Here is a 23,479-nt window from a genome sequence, read left to right on the forward strand (position 1 = left end):
GGTTATAAATAGAGCAGACTACAGGTATTATTAAAATAACAGACCTGAGGGGTACCAGATATGGTTAGGTGGGAACTTTAGCGCTGCTAATATATATATTTCTAGTAATATTGAAGACAGCTTTCTTTATTTAATATTCATCAGTGGTCGTTCCTGAAGATGTAGGAAGGCTACAAAAGCAATATATATTAATAAGGAAGCCACAGAAAGATATCTCCCTAATATCACTAAAATAAAATCAAAAAGTGATGCTTCTTCGTGAAAATTGCAAAAACATTGCAAAATTTATCTGAATATTTTTAATCCTGGGGCAAAAATCATAAACTCAGAAATTCCGGTTATCTAATTTTAACCTGCTAAAATTCCAAACAAAATTCACAAAAATCTAAGATGATTAAATTCAACAGATTAAAAGGTCTCAGCGTACTTGCATGTTTTTTTTCCACTTGCCAGCTACAGGCGCAGAATAGAATAGCGCCTGCGTATCCACTGGATAGCCGTAAATCCTATACTAAAAATGACTGGATTGCGTGGACAGCCACTTTTGCTCCGGAAAAGGAGCAGTTTGAAGCATTGATCCAACCACTGTATATACACGCATTAGAGACACCCTCCCGTGTTCCGCTCAATGATTTTTACGATTCAGAGACTGGCATTCGTGAGAACTTCAAAGCGAGAAGTTTTGTAGGCGGGTTCTACATGAAAGTATTAGCGGACAAATTGCACACTAACTAAATCATGTCAATAGGGCCGTCTCCACTTCGGGACGGCCCCTTTTTATTCGGGTACCAGATGGAGAGCATTCTCGTACATGCAATTCTCATGGCCTTCTTGTTACTTATAATACATCCCCATTTCATTCCACAAGCGAATTTAATGAAGGAATCTTCCAGTTAAGACTATAACCCAAATAACTTCTAAGATATGTCATGGAAAAGTCTTACCTTTCTTTTTAGAAGAATATGAAGTAACATATCGTTACTTTACATCCCAGTAATTATTCACTCGTAAGAGTCTTTCTTCACATACTACCACTGTTAAATGAGGTAGTAACTGTGGTCTGAAAATAATCCTGAACGTTGGCGTTGGCCTTATCAATTAAACTACTATTTCCTTTTGAAGCAAACCGGACTATAATTAACTATGTGACGCTCCTATAATAGTTTGAATAAGGATTGAGTGGAGGTTTTACACTCATGAGTTAGCAATCTATTATAAGATCTTTTTTTGCAGCAACAGTATTTATACACCTGGAAGAACATTAAGGGCCTATGACCTTAGAAATGGCTATTGAGAATATTAGCCTATCTTAGACTACAACGACTTACCTTCTGCACCCGCTTTCAAAAAGTTACAAGTTAAACAATTATTACAATGATCATGATAGAGCCCCATCACATTATAGCCATTGGTGCTTCCGCTGGTGGTATGGATGAGATTAATACTTTTTTTGATAATACACCATTGGATGGAGTTGCATATGTGATTGTTCAGCATCTATCGGAACATTTTAAAAGCAGGATGGTGGATTTACTGTCCAGGCATAGCAAGTTACGGATACAGGAAGCAGAAAATGAAATTCTCATCCAATCCAATCATGTTTACCTGATTCCCAATGATAAGTTAATGACCGTCCGGAATGGCCGGTTATACTTAACCGGCAAGGAAATGCAAAAGGCACCTTATCTCACCATCAATATGTTTTTTAATTCCCTCGCCATTAGTTATGGTAAGAGAGCGATAGCGATTGTGCTATCAGGATTAGGGTCTGATGGTTCAGATGGTGTAACAGCCATCAAGAGAGCAGGAGGCCTGGTGATTGTCAGGGAACCTCTTACATCAAAGTTCTCCAGTATGCCATCAAGTGCAATAGCCACCGGAATGGTTGACTTTGTATTAGAACCTTCCGCAATGCCAGCAGTAATCGAAGATTACGTAGAACAACAGTTGGAAACTGCAGCCGGTGAACAGGAAAATGAAAATACAATTGTTTCTATCATTGATTATATAAAAGAGCAATTGCCACTTGATTTTTCAGATTACAAACTAACTACCCTTCTCCGGCGAACTAAACGCAGAGCAACCTCTGCTAATTTTACCACGCTTGAAGATTATCTGGAATTTTTGCGCGTAAATCCTGCTGAGGTGGAAACACTGGCCAAAGACTTTCTTATCAGCGTCACTTCTTTTTTTAGAGATGCAGAAGCCTTTGACATCATAGAAAAAAGTATTCTGCCCGATCTGCTATCTAATCTTAATCCCGGGGATGAACTTAAAATGTGGGTTGCAGGTTGTGCTACAGGTGAGGAAGTATATTCAATGGCTATACTGATCAAAGAACAGTTGGTCGGCCCTTATAAAAATACGACGGTGAAACTCTTTGCTACCGATCTGGACAGCTCTGCATTGCTATACGCCAGCAAAGGTTTATACCATTGGAGTAGTGTAAAAGATATGTCCACTGATAGGTTGCAGAAGTATTTTACAAAGGAGGGTGAGAGCTACAGGGTATCTCCCGGTATACGCCAAATGGTAATATTTTCGCAGCATGACCTGGTAAAGAATCCCCCTTATTGCAATATGCATTTTATCAGTTGCCGCAATCTGCTGATCTATATGACTCCCTATTTGCAGAAGAAAATATTTTCAATGCTGCTCTTTGGACTTAAATATAATGGCTACCTGTTTTTAGGTTCCAGTGAAACCCCCACTTCTATTATTAACAACCTGGAAGTGATCAGCAAAAAGTGGAGATTATATAAAAATATCAGTGAAAAAAGAACGATTACTTTCGATGCATTTTCAATACCTGAATCAATTCAGTCATCTAAAATTACCCCGATGAGGGAGTATGACGGTAGAAACAAAGGAAATGATGTAGCAGAAATGGTGAATGATATACTTGCTAATGAACTGGATTACCTGGCTCTAATTATTAATGACAACTATCAGGTAGTCAAGTCATATGGTAATACGGCCAAATACCTGCTTCAACAAAACTTTAATTCAAACCTGTTGGAATTGTTGCCCGAACAGCTGAAACTGGCATATAATACCTTAATAAGTCAGGTGTCAGTAACAAATAAAAAAATTGGTGTCCTGGGTATTCCTGTCGAATTAAAAGGTAAAAAAATTGCAGTAAGCCTCACCATTTCCCCACTGGAGGCCAAAAATGGAAGTCCGGCCTCATTTTTAATCATCTTTAGAGAAGATCCGGCCTTTTCGGATATTCATACAGAATACCAGGTTTTTGACGAACGCGCATATAATGTTCAATACTTATCAAACCTGGAGAGTGAATTGAAAGAAGTCAAAGAAAAGCTTTCCGCGGCCTATGAAAGAATTGATGCTTACAATGAAAATATGCAGTCTTTCAACGAAGAGCTTATTTCATCCAATGAAGAAATGCAAAGTACCAACGAAGAAATGCAATCCGTGAATGAAGAACTACATACCATCAATGCTGAGTATCAGTTAAAGAATAAACAGTTACTTGAAATAAATGACGATTTGAACAACTATTTCAGAAGTAATATTAATGGCCAGATATTTTTGAATGAACAACTTGAGTTAATGAAATATTCCCCTGCTGCTGTAAAACTGATCAATCTGCAGGAGGCTGATATCGGAAGACCGATCAGCCACATTTCCACTAATATCAGGATGAGTTCTATTGTAGATGATGTCATGCAAGTACTTGATGATGGGGTTGATATTATCAAAGAAATCGAAACCAATGAAGGGCATTGGTTCCAAATGATGATTATGCCTTACATAAAACAGGAAGAAAATATACGTAAAGGAGCGGTTATTTCCTTTAATGATATTACTGCACTGAAAAAGGCAAAGATAGAATTAGATGAAAAGAATGAAAGCCTCCTGCGTATTAATGCAGATCTTGACCATTTTATTCATATGGCTTCACATGATTTATTGGATCCATTGAGTAGTATAGAGTCAAGTATTGCATTGATGAACCTGCTGGAGAATAACAATTCGGAATTGATGGAGTTTACCAAAGTTATCAATTCCTCTGTTAAGAAATTCAGTTTACTTGTCAGGAGTATTGGCACAGTGGCCAGACTGGAAAACAACATGAATGATACCGAGCAGGTAAATATCAGTGAGGTGATCAGTAATATTGAATGGAGCCTTGAAAAAAAAATCAAAAATACACACGCTGTAATCACTACAGAACTTGAAGTAAAAGAAATATCTTTTTCCCAAAAGAACCTGAGAAGTATATTGTATAACCTGATTTCCAATGCAATGAAATTTTCCGGTCCTGAGCAACCGAAGATCCACATTCAAAGCAGGAAAGAGGGCAAATATGTTATGCTGAGTGTAGAGGATAATGGAATAGGTATGACCCAGGAAGGAATTAAAAAGATATTTACCATTTATGGAAGGCTCAACCTTCATGTAGAAGGACATGGTATAGGGTTATACCTTGCCAGAAAGATTATACATGCTGCACAAGGAGATCTGAAAGTTGAAAGTGCACCTGGTAAGGGAAGTAAATTCATCATTTATATCAGGCCTTCTTAGCATTGAATTAAATGTATGCCAGTGAAATATATTACCTTCCATTAAGATGCAACAATTTGATGCGATAGTTCTTATATTAACTGTTCTTGTTGCTTTATCGGCTTTTGCTGAAAAAGTAAAATTTCCGTTTCCAATACTTCTGGTAATTACTGGTGCAATTTTAGGTGTAGTTCCACATTTTCCTATGATCATTTTAGATCCGGAAGTGGTTTTTCTATTGTTTTTACCACCTTTGCTTTATGATGCAGCTTCCCATACCTCCTGGCATGACTTTAGAGAAGAGATAATCTCTATCTCAGCGTTAGCCATAGCATTAGTTTTTTTTACAACTATTACCGTAGCGCTTGCAGCTCATTATTGTATACCAGGATTTAGCTGGCCACTTGCCTTTGCACTCGGGGCCATTGTATCTCCTCCTGATGCTGTAGCGGCAACTGGAATTACTAAAGGGTTAAGTATTAACAAACGGGTAATGACCATTATTGAAGGCGAAAGCCTGGTCAACGATGCCAGTGCGCTCATCGCTTACCGGTTTTCAATGATTGCAATTAACACCGGCGCTTTTGTATTCTGGCAAGCTGGATTGCAATTTACCTTATTGGTTTGTGGTGGTATATTATGTGGGTTTATAACCGGATATATTTTTGTATGGTTGCATAAAATGATCACCCACAATTCCATTGCCAGTACAAGTCTGACGTTATTAAGCCCTTTCATTTCCTATATTCTGGCAGAACAACTACATTTATCTGGCGTACTTGCAGTGGTTAGTACCAGTCTTTTTATTTCCTGGCGTTCGCCAGAGATATTTTCCTATCAGACAAGAATGCGGTCAAAATCAGTATGGGACACATTGGTATATATCCTAAACGGATTTATTTTTTTACTGATCGGACAACAATTGCCGAATGCTTTAAAAGAACTGGAAAAGTATTCATTACCCATATTAATTGCTTATGGATTTTTAATAAGTATCGTTGTTATCGTAGTGCGGGTAATGTGGGTCTTTGCAACAGCATATTCACATAATTTACTCTCTAATAAAATTAAAGCGACCGCTTCAAAGGATATTCAGGATGAAAAAATAAATACCTGGAAAAATGTATTGATTGTTGCCTGGACAGGCACCAGAGGTATTGTATCAATGGCTACCGCCCTGGCATTGCCAATAACGCTGATAGGTGGAGCGCCTTTTCCGCAACGTTCATTGATCCTGTTCCTGACCTTTGTAGTTATTTTTGTCACATTGGTCATTCAGGGTTTATCACTTCCACTATTGATAAAGATCCTTGGCGTAAAGCCAACTTTACAGGCCCATAAAGAGGAACAGGAACTAAAATTGTTTATTGTTCAAAATATTCTTCACTTTATTGAGCATGAATTTCCTATACACCTTGACGACAAAATAAAACGACAGGTAAAAGCAGAATATGAAGCCACACTTTTACAGCTGCAAAATAAAATTGAAAATGATAGTCGCCGGCAACACAGAAATATTGTTAAGCAGTCGTGGCTGTCAATCCCTATTGCCCCCATATTGACAGCGCAAATAGAAATTAGCAGGTTTCGTCGTGAATTGTTGATCAGACTTTATAAAGAAGGTAGCTATAGTAATCTATCTATCCGGAAGCTGGAGCAGGAACTGGATCGGGATGATCTCAGTCTGAATGAGGTGCTCATGAGAGGAGAAGAATAATACCCGATTAATATTGACTTTCCCAACTACAATTGAATTATTATTAAAATAACTTTATTTATATCTTTGTTACCGTTTTCTATAGAGATATGCCACAACTAATTACCATTAATTTGATTTACAAAGAATTATGCAGTTAAATCATTTTAAGTATATGCTGCTTTGATTGAAAGATATGTTTTCTGAATATGGAAATATAAAATTGTTCTAAACAAAAATGCCTAATCCCCGCCTAATGAATAGATTTTTAAGACTTCTCTTTTTATCCTTGACGTTTGTCATTAACGCTTATGCTCAAACGCCTGATGCCAACGGTATTGTATACGTTAAAACCGGTGGCACCGGTACCGGTGCCAGTTGGGCCAATGCTTCAGGAAATCTCTCTGACGCATTAAAAGCCGCTACGACCAACACGGCCATCAAGCAAATATGGGTATCCGGTGGGACCTGGTTACCTAATTATCCAGCCGATTTTTCCAGTGCTGACAACAGAGATAAAACCTTTTTATTAGTAAAAGACGTCAAATTATATGGCGGATTTGCCGGCACAGAAACCACTTTGGCCGAACGCAATTTATCTCTCACTGCAAATAAGACCATTCTAAGTGGCGACTTAGGCACAGTTGATGACCTAAATGACAATGCTTATCATGTAATGATTGCTTCAGGTGATGTAGGCACAGCCGAAATTAATGGTATTACCATCATGAAAGGTACATCAACCACCGGTAGCTCAACAAATACATTAACCGTAAACGGCAATGGCATAATGCGAATAGCAGGCGGAGGTATCATATTATACGGAGCAGCACCTGCTATTAATAATGTAATAATTTGCGGGAACCAGGCGATAGCCGGTGCCGGTGTTTACATAGGATATAATTCTTCCCCTAAAATCACTAATTGTATCATAAATGGTAATTATGCGAATATTAGTGGTAGTGGTAATGGCGGAGGATTATTTGCATATCAGTCAACACCCCTATTCACTAACGTTGTAATCGCCGGAAATAATGCCGCTGGTTGGGGAGGTGCCCTGGCCATTTCATCCAGCACCCTGACCTTCAATAATAGTATTATTTATGGCAACGGTACATCTAATCCAATTTATAATCTTAGCGGGTCATATACAGCACAATACACTATGGTGCAGAATGTAGCTGCCAATGCTACTAACCATAACCCTGCCAGTACTGATCCCTATTTTGTAAATGCACCTTCCAGTTCTAACGCCCCATTTACCGAAGGAGATTATTCTTTGACTTCATCCAGTCCATTAATAGATCTGGGTAGCAATAGTCTATACACCGGTTTAAGTGCCACTTCCACCGATCTGGTTGGAAAACCACGTGTCGCCAATTACAGCTCTGGTGGTATCATTGATCTGGGCGCAATAGAATATCAGCCCCTCACCAGCCAGACAATTACGGTGGCAGATGCAGTAAAAACCTATGGTGATGCCGACTTTGAACCTGTAGCATCTTCCTCATCAGGTCTTGCCGTTACATTGCAGTCATCTGACGCAAGTATCGCACAACCATATATAGATGCCGCCGATGGGAACAAATGGAAGATAAAAATATTAAAAGCCGGGGTAGCAACCATAACTGTCAGTCAGTCGGGCAATTCCGTGTATGCTGCTGCCACCAATGAGACATTTACCGTAACTATTAATAAAGCTCCACTAACCATTACTGCAAGCGATCTTACCAAAACATATGATGGTATATCATTCAGCGGTGGGAACGACGTAACTTACAGTGGCTTCGTAAATGGTGATAACGCGTCAACAGCATTAACCGGCACGCTCGTATACAACGGTACATCTCAGGGAGCAACAGCGGTAAACAGCTACACCATCATACCTTCTGGGCTTACTGCCACAAACTATGATATAACGTATGCTTCCGGTACATTAACAATCAACAAGGCCGCACTTACCATTACAGCCAGTGATCTTACCAAAACATATGATGGTATATCATTCAGCGGTGGGAACGGTGTAACTTACAGTGGCTTTGTAAATGGGGAAGATGCATCAACCGCAATAACCGGCACGATCGCTTACGCAGGTACCTCTCAGGGAGCAACAACTGTAAATAGCTACACCATCATACCTTCAGGTCTTACTGCCTCAAACTATGATATAACATATGCTTCTGGTACATTAACCATCAACAAAGCGGCACTTACTATTACTGCCAGTGACCTTACCAAAATCTATGATGGTATTTCATTCAGCGGTGGCAATGGCGTAACTTACAGTGGTTTCGTAAATGGTGAAAATGCATCAACCACAATAACCGGCACGATCGCTTACACAGGTACATCTCAGGGAGCAATAGCGGTAAACAGCTACACCATCATACCTTCCGGCCTTACTGCCTCAAACTATGATATAACATATGCTTCCGGTACATTAACGATCAACAAGGCCGCACTTACTATTACAGCCAGTGACCTCACCAAAACCTATGATGGTATATCATTCAGCGGTGGGAACGGCGTAACTTACAGTGGCTTCGTAAATGGTGAAGATGCATCAACCGCAATAACCGGTACGATCGCTTACACAGGTACCTCTCAGGGAGCAATAGCGGTAAACAGCTACACCATCATACCTTCCGGCCTTATCGCCACAAACTATGATATAACATATGCTTCCGGTACATTAACCATCAACAAGGCCGCACTTACTATTACAGCCAGTGACCTCACCAAAACCTATGATGGTATATCATTCAGCGGTGGGAACGGCGTAACTTACAGTGGCTTCGTAAATGGTGAAGATGCATCAACCGCAATAACCGGTACGATCGCTTACACAGGTACCTCTCAGGGAGCAATAGCGGTAAACAGCTACACCATCATACCTTCAGGCCTTATCGCCACAAACTATGATATAACATATGCTTCCGGTACATTAACCATCAACAAGGCCGCACTTACTATTACAGCCAGTGACCTCACCAAAACCTATGATGGTATATCATTCAGCGGTGGGAATGGCGTAACTTACAGTGGCTTCGTAAATGGTGAAGACGCTTCAGCAGCATTAACCGGTACGATCACTTACGCAGGTACCTCTCAGGGAGCAACAGTGGTAAATAGCTACACGATCATACCTTCAGGGCTTTCAGCCACAAACTATGATATAACGTATGCTTCCGGTACATTAACCATCAACAAGGCCGCACTTACCATCACTGCCAGTGATCTTACCAAAACATATGATGGTATATCATTCAGCGGTGGGAACGGTGTAACTTACAGTGGCTTCGTAAATGGTGAGGATGCATCAACAACATTAACAGGCACGCTCACTTACACAGGTACATCTCAGGGAGCAACAACTGTAAATAGCTACACGATCATACCTTCCGGCCTTATCGCCACAAACTATGATATAACATATACTGCCGGCACTCTAACCATCAACAAGGCGGCACTTACTATTACTGCCAGTGATCTTACCAAAACCTATGATGGTATACCATTCAGCGGTGGGAACGGCGTAACTTACAATGGCTTCGTAAATGGTGAGGATGCATCAGCAGCTTTAACCGGCACGCTCACTTACACAGGTACTTCTCAGGGTGCAACAACTGTAAACAGCTATACGATCATACCTTCCGGGCTTACCGCCACAAACTATGATATAACATATGCTACCGGTACATTAACCATCAATAAAGCCGCACTTACTATTACAGCCGACAACAAAGCACGTTGTTTTGGCGCCAATGATCCATCATTTACATTTACCTATAATGGTTGGGTAAATGGAGAAAGCATTACTGAATTAGCCGCTCAGCCGGTAGCCACCACTATTGCTACAGCAGCTACAACAGCAGGTAATTATGACATCATACCTTCTGGTGCTGCAGCATCCAACTATACTATCACTTATGTAAATGGTACTTTAACCATTTATGCACTCCCCGCAGCTACCCTGAGCGCAACAGAAGGCGCAGTGCTTTGCGGTAACAATGCTACCATAACACTTACCGCTTCCGGAAATTATACCTACCAGTGGTTGCTGGACAATGGTCAAATCAATGGTGGAGAAACCGGTACCCTTTCATTAACAACAACCGGTGTATACACTGCTGTCGCAACTGATGGAAATGGATGTACTGCTAATGCAACCAATAGTATTACCGTTAGCAGAATTCTGCCTCCAACAGCATCATTTACCTTTAATACATATTGTGAAAATACAGCAGTTACATTCACCAATACATCTGACATTCATACAAGTGGTGTGGTAGATTATACCTGGAGCAACGGTGACGGACAAACCGACAATAACACTGACGCCCATTTTACCTATACCACTCCCGGTGATTTCACAGTGTCTCTAACAGCTACACCACAGGAATGCCCATTACTGGCAGCCACTTCAACGCAAATTATAAACATTGCATCACAACTTGCGGCTACGAGACTAACTACCATAAATACCACATCCGGATTACCTACTCAACTATCAGCGCGTAATCTTTCAGATGCAGTATACACCTGGACGCCTTCAACCGGTTTATCTGATGTAACTATATACAATCCTATAGCAACAATTCAAAGTAGTCAGGAATATCAAATACAGATGGTGTTCCCATCAGGCTGCATAACAACTGATACTTTGCTGGTAAATCCGACTATAAGGTATGATATCATTGCGGCAAATGCTTTCACACCAAATGGCGATGGAACAAACGATGTATTCAGAGTAAATCTGAGAGGAGTAAAAGAATTTAAATTCCTGAGGATATATGATCGTTGGGGCAATAAAATATATCAAACCAATGATCCTGCAAAGGGGTGGGATGGTCGATATGGTGGAGTACTACAGCAGGTAGGCACATATATATGGAACGCAGAAGCAATAGATACTAATGGACAAATTATTCAACGGCAGGGGGTCGTGACATTATTACATTAAAATAACAACGGGCTTCGAAGTATACAACTTTGAAGCCCGTTATTAATTTTGCCATCGAATGCCGATGGGAAAGCCCACCACCCCATCATGTTATAAATACAGGTTTTCAGAAAAGTTGGCTGTGTATTACCTTTGCGCTGACATAAACACCAGACATGAGCCAATTTCCGCATGTAAAGCTGCCGTTAAAAAACAAACAGACATTCGCTGCTAACCCCGTTAGCGTAGTGCCATTGCCGAATGGAGAGATCCTCATGAACTTTGCGGGTCAACCACTGATTACAAAGCTCAATGCGAACCTTGCAATAGTTTGGGAAAAAATCATACAGGGGCAGCAAGCGAATTATGTAAGCAGCAAGTTGTCTGCTTCTCCTGATGGTAGCCTGATTGCTATTGCGGACACGACCAATATGCGTATTCTGGATGGAGAAGCTACAACCGAATTATATACTATAGAACATCTTTCCTGGGGCCGTTTCCTGGGTGCATCCTGTTATTTCGGCAGGGATAATAAAACGATCTGGTATGTATTGCCAGGTGATGAAAATGAAAGTGACGCGCTACATGTAATAAATACTTCAGATTTTGAAGTGGTCGCTACTCACCCACTACTGGAAAGCCAGCAATATGTCTACACATTTCATACTACCCCGGACAATAGCATTATTCTGCTGGAAGCCTCAGCTGGACAGGAAGAAGCCATCCTGTTAAAGTTACAGCTAAAAAATGGTATCATTTCCCTGACTGCACTTACCCAATGTGATGATATGATCATGGGCAACTTTGCTCCATCCGGGGAAGAGTTTGTCATGGCGCCTCATTATGACGGGCCACTGGAAATCTACTCCTTCCCTGAGATCAGCAAAGTAGCGGAGCAGGATCAGCAGGCAATTTTTGACGGCAGTAAAGATTTTCCTGCTGCAGAACCCGATAATATCAACTATAGTGTATTCTTTATAGATGATACTACCATTTTGGTCGTTTCCCAGTTTGGCAGATTGTTATTGCTGGACAGAAAAGATTTAATTTGTAAGGCAGAGCTAATGCCGGAGGGAATAGCATTTACAGCATATAACCTGGATGGTCATCCCACTACCAATCCGGATTATATTTTCGATTACAGTAGTAATATTATCAACGTAATGATTTTGCATGACCAGCTGTTTCTAACGACCGGTGAGGGAGACTTTCTCAGCTATGAACTGCCTGTATGCTAATAGTGTTTTTCTGGTTTCGGATACACCTTCTTTGAGGATGGCCGCTGGTATAGCCTGGTAATTTTATTAGAAGATTTTAATATAACGAAGCATCCGCCAATTCAGGTAAAGGTATAATTTTTATAGCTAACCGCTGGTAGTCATAAATGTAAATTGAATTATTTAAGTTCAGGAAATTATTTCTATTCACGAACAAAATTCAAAGAAGACTGTTATCTAACAGTGAAAAATTACTAACTCAAATAACCAATTAGTTCATCGCTTTCTAACCTCAATAACCAAAATTAATAAATACACCACATAAAAGAAGGGTATAACTGCTCCAGTAAATAATGATACCCCGGCATATAATATTAATTCCTGCTCCAGGCTGGTATCTATTCGCATGTTTACTCCTTATCTGGGTTCTCTCTCCGGAGAAGATCAATATTTCTTTGTCTGATTCTGATATGTATCGCTTATACATATACGTATTTCTATGGCGGATACCGAAAAGCCCAAACAGAGTAGGTAAAACTTTAATCCACATTTTATGTCAAACACAGCACAAGCCCCCATTCGTTCACGGACAACTCAAAGATCAGTAGCTAACACCGTCAATTTAATCATGGTTGTTGACACTGACGTTATTAAAGCAACATATGGTCGAAATGCAGGCCAGAACGAAGCCCGTGGTCTTGACCATCATGAAGGTATCAATCTGATATGCCCTAAAGCGAACTATAAAGGGCAGGCCAATGGACAGAATGACCCGGCTAATATTATCTTCTCTGCAAATGTGCAGGACTATGTAGCATTCTGGGCTACTACTATTTCCAATAATTCAGATGATGCTGTTATCATCTATAATATATCACCAAACAGTGGTAACCCCAATGTGTTTAATCCTTTCCGGTCGGATGAGGAAGTGAGAAGCGGTGCAGTGGTACCTTCACAACCAGATGCCTTGCCGGGGACACAGACCTCAGTAACGTTTTATTCATTCGAGTCCAAGGTTAAAACTAAAGGGACGGAAGCCTTTACCATATATTTTGCGCTATATGAAGTGGATCCGGCTAATCCTGAAAATCAGATCCTTTATGGTTGCTACTACTGGGATCCAACTATCCAGGTACAATAATCGGGATAGCTTTACACTACATATTGAAAGTTTTATGTGCAGCAGTTCTGTTTATGCAGAACTGCTGTTTTAGGTGGGATGAAGACTAGCAAATTCAATACGAAAAAGCCTTCTGAAGGCTTACTGATCAATGAAAGTTTTTTAGCGGACCGAACATGGGATCGCATTGAGATACTGCTTTTTATAGCACCAGCCTGATACATACCCCAATAATAAATAGTTGTTAATCAAACAATAAGACTAACTTACATAAGCTGCAGGTTATTCTACCAGCAGATAAATCAAACATTATGTCAAATGTTGTGGAAGTAATTGTGGTTGATAGAAATTTGACCACTATGTCAAAAAGCATACAAGCGGCGGGATTAGATGAAAAGTTGTCTCAAAAAGGACCTTTTACAATTTTTGCGCCTACTAATATTGCGTTTGGCAAACTACAAGCAATTAAGATGAATGACTTGTTAAAGACAGAAAACAAAGAAAGTTTAATTACCTTTTTGAATCACCATGTGATAGATGGGATCACCAACTATAAGGATCTGAAAGATAATCAGAAACTAGTCACTACAAATGGCAGGGAATTAACAGTGAAGTTTGTTTCCGGAAAGGTTACAATTAATAATGCTGTCTTGCAGGGTAGGGATAGTATTGGATCTAACGGCATAGTACATTCATTGGATACAGTTATTCAATTTGACTAGAGAGCATATTGTGACAAAAGCCATTGGTAAAATACCAGTGGCTTTTTCCATTTAAGGATGACCATAGTAGATAAATGAATGAAGAATGTTTAGTTGAGCAATTGGCACCTGTCATAATGATGAGCCAAAACCGCCAGGAAGAAAAGGACCGGATGAGAAATGAAAATGATTACCTGATCAATATGAAATCTGAAATCGTAATTCGAAGCCTGGATCAGAAGATGGACTTATTATTGAGGGAACAAATTAAAACCCTTTACGACATGCAGGTAGAACAAATTGCGCTGCTTCAGAAATTAACTGCAAATGTAGAAAAGGAATGATACTGCGCTGAGTACTTCATCAACGCAGAAATAGCAAAGGGGGCATCTCAAAACTTCGAGACGCCCCCTTTTTATTCGGGTACCAGATGGAGAGAATTCCCGTACCTGCAATTCTCATGACCTTCCTGTTACTTAAGATACTTCGCCTTTATTTTTTGCTAAACGTTAACTTAATTAGCAGACCATGAGGGACAATTTTCGCACCTTCCGCAATTTACCAAATCCTGATCCGCTTATTCTCCTCCAGGTACATCTGCTGTCCTGGTTGCACATTAAACGCTGAGTAAAAAGCCGGAATATTCATCAGTGGGCCATTTACACGCCAAATGGGTGGAGAATGGGGATCGTTATTGACCCAGTAGCGCAGGTATTCGTCTTTCATTTTCACCCGCCAGATCCTGGCTATTGAAAAGAAAAATCGCTGATCTGGTGTAAAGCCGCCGATCCTTGTTGTATCCTGGCCTTGTTTGGTCATTTTAAACGCATCATATGCTACGGCAATCCCACTTAGGTCTGCTGTATTTTCGCCTACTGTAAGCGCACCTTTTACATGAATGCTGTCTAATACGGTGAATTGGCTGTACAGGTCAATCACCTGTTGTGTCCTGGCTTTAAACTTCTCATAGTCCTGAGGTGTCCACCAGCTTTTTACATTACCGTCTTTATCAAACTGGGCACCCTGGTCGTCGAACGTATGCGTCATTTCATGGCCGATCACCATGCCAATACCACCATAGTTAAGTGCGTCATCCGCGTTGTTATCAAAGTAAGGCGGTTGCAGAATGCCGGCGGGGAACACAATTTCGTTGGCGTAAGGATTGTTATAAGCAGTAACAGTGGAAGGTGTAGTGAACCACTCGGTCTTGTCAACTGGCTTACCCAGTTTGGCCAGGTTATATTGGAAGTTGTTCGCGGCTGCCGATACCACATTTTCAAAATATTTATTCCTCACCACGGTTACATTTTTATATTCGCGCCACTTATCGGGGTATCCGATCTTTTTGGTGATGGCAAATAATTTCTCCTTGGCTTTTTGTTTGGTGCTGTCACTCATCCAGTCCAGCGAGTCTACCCTATTGGAGAATGCTTTCTGCAGGTTATTCACAAGCTCCAGCATCCGTGTTTTGGCAGACTCCGGGAAATATAGCTTCGTATATAATTGTCCCAATGCCTGGCCCAGGTAGGCGTCTACAACGCTGGACATGGTCTCGCCGCGTGTTTTTTGCATAGCCTGCCCCGTAAGGGCTTTATTATATTCAAAGGATGAATTTACAAAGGGTTTGCTGAGGTAGTCAGCATAATTACTAATATAATTCGCTCTCAGGTATATTTTCCAATCCTCGAGCGGGATCGATTTGAGGAGGGTGTTTAATTTATCATAATAACCTGGCTGGGCTACATCCAGCGAATCCATGGAAGCACCCAGATGTTGGAAGTAACTCTTCCATCCTATATTAGGTTGTTGCTTATTTAAATCGGCCAGCGCTACCTTATGGAAATTGTCTTTTATATTCCGCAGTTCAATATTGGTTTTATGTGATGTTGCCAGTTGCTTTTGGATATTGAAAACAAGTGCTGCATTTTTTTGCGCTAACGCAATATCGCTTCCCGTCAAATTAAAAAGATCTGAGAGATATTTTTTATATGCTTGTTGTATAGCAACGGTGGCAGTGTCAGTCTTGAAGTAATAATCCCTGTCAGGCATGCCGATACCAGTTTGATAAATATGCCCCATATTCATGCTACTGTTTTCCTGATCGGGTGAAACCTGAAAATCAATAAGAGATGGGTTTGACAATTTGGTTTCTTCCACTATGAATGAAAGCATATCAGCAATACTGGTGATGGCATTGATCCGGGATAACCCGGTTTTGAGAGGTTCAAAGCCACGCTGATCGACGGTATTGGTATCCATTCCGGCAGCAAAGAAATCACCGAGCTTTTGTTCAAGGCTGCCAGCGGGGGCATTACTTTTTGATACGCTATCAAGGATACCCTGTAACCTGAGACGTTGCTGATAGTTCATAAACCGGTATGCTCCCACGCCCGACTGGCTAGGTGGTATTTGTGCGGTATCATACCATTTTAGGTTTACATAATTATAAAAATTATCGCCAGGCCGGATGGTAGAGTCGATACCTTCAATAGCAATAAAGGGTTTTTCGTTAGTTCGTGGTTGACAGGCAACAAAAGAAACTAAGAAAACGGATAGAAAGAACCAGTTTTGCATATGGATTAAATTGGTTGCGAAATGATGATGGATCTTTTATAAAGATATCGTTTCTATCTTATACATCATACATTCAGATGCCGGGGCTAGATAAAATTGGGGATGATTCCGGCAATTAAATGTCGTTGGATTTTGTATTTCAGAATCAACAGCTACAACTTTAGAACAGTTGCCCACGATAAAAACAATCATAGACCAAATTAAACGCTGGGCTGCTTAAGCACCTCACCCACCATTTACTACATAAAAAAGAACACCCGTGTAAGAATACACAGGTGTTTACTTAAACCTACAACTGTAATTCAGATCATTTCGGACCTAAAAAAGATTTTATTACGATAATACCTGGTGTGAAGCTAATAAACCTTCACTTTTAAAAGTTTTAGTTTTACGTTTTTGCAATTTATCTTTTATCATATCCACAACATAATAAGCCATTGGAACTACAAACACTGTCAGTACAAGACTGGAACTCAACCCACCTATCAATACCCAGCCAAGACCATTTTTCCATTCAGAACCTGCACCATGTGCTATAGCAATAGGAAACATACCGGCTACCATGGCTACAGTTGTCATCAGGATCGGGCGGAGCCTTGTTTTCCCGGCATCGATCAGTGCATCAAATGTCGACTCTCCTTCCTGTTTCCTGTGATTGGCAAAATCTACAATCAGAATAGCATTCTTTGCTACCAAGCCGAATAACATGATGATTCCAAGCATGGTAAACATACTCATAGATGATTTTGCCAGGTTCAGCGCTAAAAAGGCACCAATAAATGACACGGGTATGGAAAACAGCACCACAAATGGATATACAAAGCTATCATACAATGCTACCATTACCAGGTACATCAATACCAGCGCAGCCATCATGGCTATCCCCAACGCACCCATTGATTCCTCTTGCCTTTCTGCATCCCCGCTCCATTTCAGATCAACACCCGGAGGCAGCGGATGCTCCTTTAAGGATTGCTTTATTATATCGGTCACAATACCAGATGTCACTCCTAATACATTACTTTTCACAGTCACTGCCGTTCTGCGATCTTTCCTTTCCAATACACTCGGCCCACTTCCCTGCACTACATCTGCAAACTGAGACAACCGGATCTGCTGATTGGCTGTGTTTACAAATACAAGGTTTTTCACATCAGATACATTCTGTCTGTCAAAATCATCAAACTTGATATTGATATCATACTCATTTGTACCTACCCGGAACTTCGCATCTGTATTTCCGGCATATGCATTTTTCAAGGTACTTCCTACTGTATTTATATCCAATCCCAGCTGGGACATTTTATCCCTGTCAATATTTACTTCTACCTGAGGATTACCGTCTTCCACGCTTAACGAAATATCGTTGGTCCCAGGCATTGCTTCTATCCTGCGTTTCAGCTCACCTGCCGTATTCATCAACAGATCATAGTTTTCCGAACTCAATACGATCTGGATAGGATCTCCCATATTTACCATCCCCACCACGCTGGAGCGAATTTTAACACCCGGAAATTTCCTTTCAATTTCATGGCTTTTCTGAATCATATATTGCTCAGTTGTCAACGAGCGAACAGCTTTATCCACCAGTTTAACTGTCAATTCAGACTTATATTCACTGCCTACTGCTGCCACAGATTGAAGTCCTGAAGTACTGGGCCCTGCTACATTTGAAAAAACGGATACTACTTCAGGTAATGATAACAGATAATTCTCTATACGCTTTGTAGTCAGATTATTTTGAATGACCGTTGTATTTTTATCATATTCGAGTTTTAACTGAATTTTCCCCTGGTCCCCACTCGCTACTAACTCACTTCCCAGTATACCCATATTCATAACAACAGCAGTGGCTACAAACAAAAAAATTACTATAGCTGTCATTATCAACTTATGATGCAACACCCATTTTAAAGCATTGGTATACCAGTTTGTCAATTGGTGAATAAGCTCCTCAAACCCGATCAGGATCTTATGCAACCAGTTTTTTTCATTCAGTGTAGTTATTTTTCCAAACCTGGATGCCAACCAGGGAGTGAGCGTATAACAAACGAAGAGGCTGAATAATGTGGCAATAACAATGGTAAGGGAATACTGCCTTAGCATAGGTGCGATTGTTGTATTGACTAAAGCGATAGGACCAAATACAACCACATCTACCATTGTAATAGCTAAGGCAGAAAATCCAATTTCCATCCTTCCATCCAGTGCAGCCTGCCTTTTAGGCTTCCCCATATGCAGGTGACGGTGTATATTCTCCAGCACAACGATGGAATCATCTACCAGTATACCTATTACCAATGAAAGGGCCAGTAATGTCATCAGGTTCAGCGAATATCCCAACAGATACATCAATGTGAATGTTGAAATAAGAGATGAAGGAATAGCCACCAATACAATTAGTGAATCGCGCAGACTATGCAGGAAAAGAAGCATAATTGTGGCCACCAGTATAATTGCAATCAAAAGGTCATGTTCTACCGCTTCAGCAGACTCCATAGTAAAATCTGCAGTATCATCAGCAATGGTAAATTTTACATTTTGTGAAGCATATTTTTTCTGTAACAGGTTTAATTTGGCTTTCACCTGCTTACTAATTTCAACGGCATTGGCTCCATTCTGCTTTTTGATCAATATACCAATCCCATTGACACCATTATAACGACTCACAGCCACAGCGTCCTTTACTACATCGCTGACAGTAGCAATATCCTTCAGTTTGATTACACTGCCTGTCACAGGCTGTGCAACCACTAATTCTGAAATTTCAGCAACAGATGTAAACTTGCCGGTTACCCGAACCGTCATTTGTTGCTGCCGTGTCTTGACTTTTCCCGTAGGAAATTCTGCATTGCCACGATTCACAGCATCTACTACCTGCGCAATAGATAATCCATAATAGTCCAGTTTTTCCTTATTAACATTAATCTGAATTTCCCGCTCCTGTCCACCTAAAAGTGTAATTTCTCCGACCCCGCCGATCTGTTGAAACTGTGGTTTTATTTCATTTTTTACAATGTCGTAAAATCGGGCATTATCCATCGCAGAGGTGGCCGTTAGCTGCATGATCGGTTGATCACTGGGAGTGATCTTAGAGATGGAAGGGGTTTTTACATCATCGGGCAGGTCAGACATAATATTATTGATTTTACGCTGCAATTCCTGTTGCTTATTATCAATATCAGTGCCCATCGTAAATTCAGCCTGGATAACCGAATTACCCTCCATAGATTGAGATGTCATATTTTTCAATCTGTCTACCCCACTTAATACATCTTCGATTTTCTTCGTTACTGTCTGCTCTACGTTTGTTGGTGTCGCACCCGGATATGACGTAGATACTACCAGTGTAGGCTGGGATATATCCGGCATTAGCTCGTAATTCAACATGGTATAACAAAACAATCCACTTCCTATCAGAATGGTAAAGATCACAATGATCATGGAAGGTCTGTCTATCGCTATTTTTGTTAATGACATAATTACTTGTTTAATGATTATTAGGGATCGTCACTTTTGCCCCTTCAAAAAGGTTTACCAGTCCGCCTGTCGCAATGATCTCTCCTTCTTTCAGTCCACTTTTTGCCTGTACTTCCGTCTCATTGCCCGCCCCATTTTCAATAACCCGGATATGGGCCACACCATTTTCAATTACAAATACTTCCGGTTCTTTAGATGATCCGATGAGTGCAGATCGCGGAACAGCAATAACAGGAGCATGCCCCGTTTCAGAAAGTTGAATACGACCATACATACCTGCTTTCAGTAAATGATCACTATTATTAACAAGGATCTTTAAAGTATAATTATGAGATGCATCCGCCTTTGCACCTACCATATCAACAACACCAATAAACTTTTTATCAGGATACACATCTGTACCAACAGTAATATCCTGGCCTTTTTTGAAAGAAGTAATGTTACCCTCCGGTACATTTATTTCCAGTTTAAGCTGATCGATATTCGTCAACTCCGCTATCTGGCTACCCGCAGCTACTACAGCTCCCAATTCAAAATTTTTAGCGGTAATGATACCGCTGAATGGGGCTTTGATCGTACACATACTGATTTGTTTTTCCAGTTGTGCTACCTCCGCTTTACTGGTCATGATCTGTGTGCGTGCATTATCCATTTGCAATTTAGTAACCCCACTGGCAGCACCTTCATACCGTTGTAGTGTAGATACCGCGTTATCATAACTTGCTTTTGCAGAGGCCAGCTGGGCTTTTAAAAGATCAGTATCTAACTGTGCCAATAAATACCCGGCCGAAACAGCATCGCCTTCTTTAATATTGATAGTAACAACTTTCCCGGCAGTTTCAGAGGAAATACTTACCTCCCTTACAGGTGTAAATGCTCCCAGAAAAGTAGTATTCTGAACCATCGATGCCATTCTGATGGTGTCTGCCTGGATGGCGACTCTTTGTTCCGGATCTTTCCTGTATATTTTTTCTTTGACTTCTTCCTGATTACCTTTCAATTTGACGATGACAATGACTACAAGGGTTACTATGATCCCCCCGGTAATAGCATATCGGATAATAGCTTTCATGTTTTAATAGTATTTATTGATTCAGTAAGGTGCCTTGTGCTTTTTTAAGCTCCAGTTCTGCCTGTTTGATGTTGATGATGGCTTTTATATAATTGTTTTGCGCAGTATATAATTCACTTTGGGAATTGATGACATCAGTAATTTTTGCAATCCCATTCTGATATTGCAGTTTAATATCATCCAGTACTTTTTGTGCAAGGTTCAGGTTTCTTTTCTTGGCCTGTAAAGTGAGGATATTCGTTTTTAAATCAGCATTCGCGTTAGCCACATTTTTCAGGCTTTGCTGTTTAATTTGTTCGGCTTGTATATCATATTGTTTAATGGCGATAGACTTATTCTTTATCTGGTACTTTTTACTAAAACCATCAAAGATGGGTATACTCAAGGCAACCTTGAAAGAAGAAGATGAGTACCATTTATCATTCAGGTTGTTAAAAGGATTGGCATTTGAGTAAAAGGCGGATATGCCATAGTTTCCACTTAGCGTGAGAGATGGCAGGTATCCTGCTTTAATATTCTTACGTTGAATTTCAGCCAGATGTCTATTTTCAAGCACCTGCAGATAGTCTGTTTTTTTCATAATATCCAGTCCGGGCGGCTCCGGTGAAATAAGAGGCTGATTGTCCTCATACTCACTCACGGTTAACTTTGTATCCAGCGGAACATTCATGAATAGTTTCAGCACGTTGTATTCCTTATCAAGGTTATTGGAAGCAGTTTCAAGGTCAGCCTTTGTATTGTCTCTTGATACAAACAGGCGGTCGACATCAGTTTCAGTCGCCAATCCTGATTTATATTGATCGCTGGTCGATTGTAAGAGTTCTTCAGTATTAGAGAGGTTTTTGGTTGTCAGTTCAATTTGCTTCAGGATGGTTTGGATATTATAATAAGTAGCTGAAACGTTATATACCAGGTCTTCTTTGGAGCTTTGAATTTGTAGTTGGTTGATGTTCAGGGAAACTTTTGCAGCCTTAAGGGCGATCAGGGAGGAAGCGTTAAAAATAGTCTGGCTAATATCCAGGGACCCTGATTTTGTTTGCGGTACGCTAAACTGTGCTGCCTGGTAGGTACCTGGGGTGCCACCGAAAAGATCGGCAGGAATCATTTGCACCGGTACTTTAAACTGGTATTGATAATATCCACTGGCACTTATGTTTGGCAACAGGCTGCTATAGGCTTGTCCTACATCAGCTTTTGTTTTTTCCAGTCCATATTGGTCGGATTGTATTTGCAAGCTATTTTTTAATGCAGTATCCAGGCATTGGTTCAATGTAAAAATTTGCTGCGCAGGGGATACTGAAGATACTATTAAACCGGCCGACAATAACAACAACCGAAGCGTTCTCCTGTTTTTATTTATCATTTTTGCTAAATTAAATACCTAAAAAAAGCGTCTATGTAGACGCATCGATACGACGTTTTTATTTAGCATTTTTGCTAAATAAAAGGTAAAAAAATAAGTGCCCGGGCACCTATATTTAACTAATTTCTAAAAAGCACCTTTAGCACCAGCTGCTTTCGTTCTTTAATGAAGATTTGATATTTATGTTCGTCCATTATCATCATTTCCTTAAGCAACGGCTTAGAAATGATTGGATATGCGCATAGTGAAATAACATTGGCCATGAACTGCTGAGCTGACATATCCGGTATATTTCCCATTTTTATTTCTTCTTTCAGCTCCTTTTCAATATTTACTAATAGGAATTTAACTTCTTCTGATGCGGGCTTTAGTACATTATGTGCGCCACTATTCACCTCTGTAATGAGAAACATTTCGAGATAAGGATACTTTAAGTTGTTGTCTATAAAGAATTCAACAAACTGCCCTATCTTCTCTCTAAATGACATATTGCTTCTAAAAAACAGCTCCCGCATGCGCATATCTATAACAGACAGTGCTTCTTTGAAGACCACCTGAAGTAATTGCTCCCTTTTTTTAAAATAATAATAAAGAAGGCCCCTATTTACGCCAGCAGCATCAGCAATAGTCTGTGTTTTAGCATGAATATTGCCCTCCACGAAAAAAATCCGCATAGCGGTTTCTATAATCAGTCTCTCTGTTTGTGCATCTTTTACCGGCATCAATATTTTTTAATACATGACAAAGATAAGATAGATTTTTAATGCTCCAACTTTTTTTTAGCAAA

At 40.2% G+C, this 23,479-nt stretch carries 13 protein-coding genes; 8 read left to right on the forward strand and 5 right to left on the reverse strand.

What is annotated here, in order from left to right:
• The first annotated feature begins 390 nt into the window (after window positions 1-390).
• The 8 genes from QQL36_RS30505 to QQL36_RS30540 all read left to right on the forward strand — a co-directional run bounded on the left by QQL36_RS30505 (window position 391) and on the right by QQL36_RS30540 (window position 14,547).
• Window positions 391-735, forward strand: a complete 345-nt coding sequence (locus QQL36_RS30505) for a glutaminase domain-containing protein (RefSeq protein WP_321567872.1) — start codon at window positions 391-393, stop codon at window positions 733-735.
• Between the two features lie 639 nt (window positions 736-1,374).
• Complete coding sequence (locus QQL36_RS30510; protein ID WP_321567873.1) at window positions 1,375-4,548, forward strand: chemotaxis protein CheB; 3,174 nt, start codon at window positions 1,375-1,377, stop codon at window positions 4,546-4,548.
• Window positions 4,549-4,594: 46 nt separating this feature from the next.
• Entirely contained in the window at window positions 4,595-6,244 is a 1,650-nt protein-coding gene (locus QQL36_RS30515) for a Na+/H+ antiporter (RefSeq protein WP_321567874.1), read from the forward strand.
• A 235-nt stretch (window positions 6,245-6,479) separates the two neighbouring features.
• Window positions 6,480-11,186: an MBG domain-containing protein gene (locus QQL36_RS30520; protein WP_321567875.1), complete on the forward strand. Its 4,707-nt coding sequence runs from the start codon at window positions 6,480-6,482 to the stop codon at window positions 11,184-11,186.
• A 155-nt stretch (window positions 11,187-11,341) separates the two neighbouring features.
• Window positions 11,342-12,403, forward strand: coding sequence for a hypothetical protein (locus tag QQL36_RS30525; protein ID WP_321567876.1), 1,062 nt, complete (start codon window positions 11,342-11,344; stop codon window positions 12,401-12,403).
• Between the two features lie 532 nt (window positions 12,404-12,935).
• On the forward strand, window positions 12,936-13,523 hold the full coding sequence (locus QQL36_RS30530; protein ID WP_321567877.1) for an AidA/PixA family protein: 588 nt from the start codon (window positions 12,936-12,938) through the stop codon (window positions 13,521-13,523).
• Window positions 13,524-13,813: 290 nt separating this feature from the next.
• Window positions 13,814-14,224: a fasciclin domain-containing protein gene (locus QQL36_RS30535; protein WP_083729124.1), complete on the forward strand. Its 411-nt coding sequence runs from the start codon at window positions 13,814-13,816 to the stop codon at window positions 14,222-14,224.
• Window positions 14,225-14,298: 74 nt separating this feature from the next.
• Entirely contained in the window at window positions 14,299-14,547 is a 249-nt protein-coding gene (locus QQL36_RS30540) for a DUF1003 domain-containing protein (protein WP_083729126.1), read from the forward strand.
• Window positions 14,548-14,761: 214 nt separating this feature from the next.
• Here the strand turns inward: QQL36_RS30540 and QQL36_RS30545 are convergent, their stop codons facing one another.
• The 5 genes from QQL36_RS30545 to QQL36_RS30565 form a co-directional block, all read right to left on the reverse strand.
• Complete coding sequence (locus QQL36_RS30545; protein WP_321567878.1) at window positions 14,762-16,777, reverse strand: M13 family metallopeptidase; 2,016 nt, start codon at window positions 16,775-16,777, stop codon at window positions 14,762-14,764.
• A 333-nt stretch (window positions 16,778-17,110) separates the two neighbouring features.
• The gene (locus QQL36_RS30550) at window positions 17,111-20,257 is read right to left on the reverse strand and encodes an efflux RND transporter permease subunit (protein WP_321567879.1); all 3,147 of its coding nucleotides are present in this window, start codon (window positions 20,255-20,257) and stop codon (window positions 17,111-17,113) included.
• A gap of 10 nt (window positions 20,258-20,267) precedes the next feature.
• Entirely contained in the window at window positions 20,268-21,329 is a 1,062-nt protein-coding gene (locus tag QQL36_RS30555) for an efflux RND transporter periplasmic adaptor subunit (protein ID WP_083729132.1), read from the reverse strand.
• Window positions 21,330-21,342: 13 nt separating this feature from the next.
• On the reverse strand, window positions 21,343-22,692 hold the full coding sequence (locus QQL36_RS30560) for a TolC family protein (protein ID WP_083729134.1): 1,350 nt from the start codon (window positions 22,690-22,692) through the stop codon (window positions 21,343-21,345).
• 119 nt (window positions 22,693-22,811) lie between these two features.
• Window positions 22,812-23,414 carry a TetR/AcrR family transcriptional regulator gene (locus QQL36_RS30565; protein ID WP_083729136.1) on the reverse strand — a complete coding sequence of 201 codons (603 nt, stop codon included), beginning with the start codon at window positions 23,412-23,414 and terminating at the stop codon, window positions 22,812-22,814.
• Window positions 23,415-23,479 lie beyond the last annotated feature (65 nt).

It is taken from the genome of Chitinophaga sp. LS1, assembly GCF_034274695.1.
Lineage (GTDB): Bacteria > Bacteroidota > Bacteroidia > Chitinophagales > Chitinophagaceae > Chitinophaga.

Bases quoted from the DNA above. Each gene is read 5' to 3' on its own strand.
- QQL36_RS30505 (WP_321567872.1), top strand. From the start codon at position 391: ATGATTAAATTCAACAGATTAAAAGGTCTCAGCGTACTTGCATGTTTT.
- QQL36_RS30510 (WP_321567873.1), top strand. From the start codon at position 1,375: ATGATCATGATAGAGCCCCATCACATTATAGCCATTGGTGCTTCCGCT.
- QQL36_RS30515 (WP_321567874.1), top strand. From the start codon at position 4,595: ATGCAACAATTTGATGCGATAGTTCTTATATTAACTGTTCTTGTTGCT.
- QQL36_RS30520 (WP_321567875.1), top strand. From the start codon at position 6,480: ATGAATAGATTTTTAAGACTTCTCTTTTTATCCTTGACGTTTGTCATT.
- QQL36_RS30525 (WP_321567876.1), top strand. From the start codon at position 11,342: ATGAGCCAATTTCCGCATGTAAAGCTGCCGTTAAAAAACAAACAGACA.
- QQL36_RS30530 (WP_321567877.1), top strand. From the start codon at position 12,936: ATGTCAAACACAGCACAAGCCCCCATTCGTTCACGGACAACTCAAAGA.
- QQL36_RS30535 (WP_083729124.1), top strand. From the start codon at position 13,814: ATGTCAAATGTTGTGGAAGTAATTGTGGTTGATAGAAATTTGACCACT.
- QQL36_RS30540 (WP_083729126.1), top strand. From the start codon at position 14,299: ATGAATGAAGAATGTTTAGTTGAGCAATTGGCACCTGTCATAATGATG.
- QQL36_RS30545 (WP_321567878.1), bottom strand. From the start codon at position 16,777: ATGCAAAACTGGTTCTTTCTATCCGTTTTCTTAGTTTCTTTTGTTGCC.
- QQL36_RS30550 (WP_321567879.1), bottom strand. From the start codon at position 20,257: ATGTCATTAACAAAAATAGCGATAGACAGACCTTCCATGATCATTGTG.
- QQL36_RS30555 (WP_083729132.1), bottom strand. From the start codon at position 21,329: ATGAAAGCTATTATCCGATATGCTATTACCGGGGGGATCATAGTAACC.
- QQL36_RS30560 (WP_083729134.1), bottom strand. From the start codon at position 22,692: ATGATAAATAAAAACAGGAGAACGCTTCGGTTGTTGTTATTGTCGGCC.
- QQL36_RS30565 (WP_083729136.1), bottom strand. From the start codon at position 23,414: ATGCCGGTAAAAGATGCACAAACAGAGAGACTGATTATAGAAACCGCT.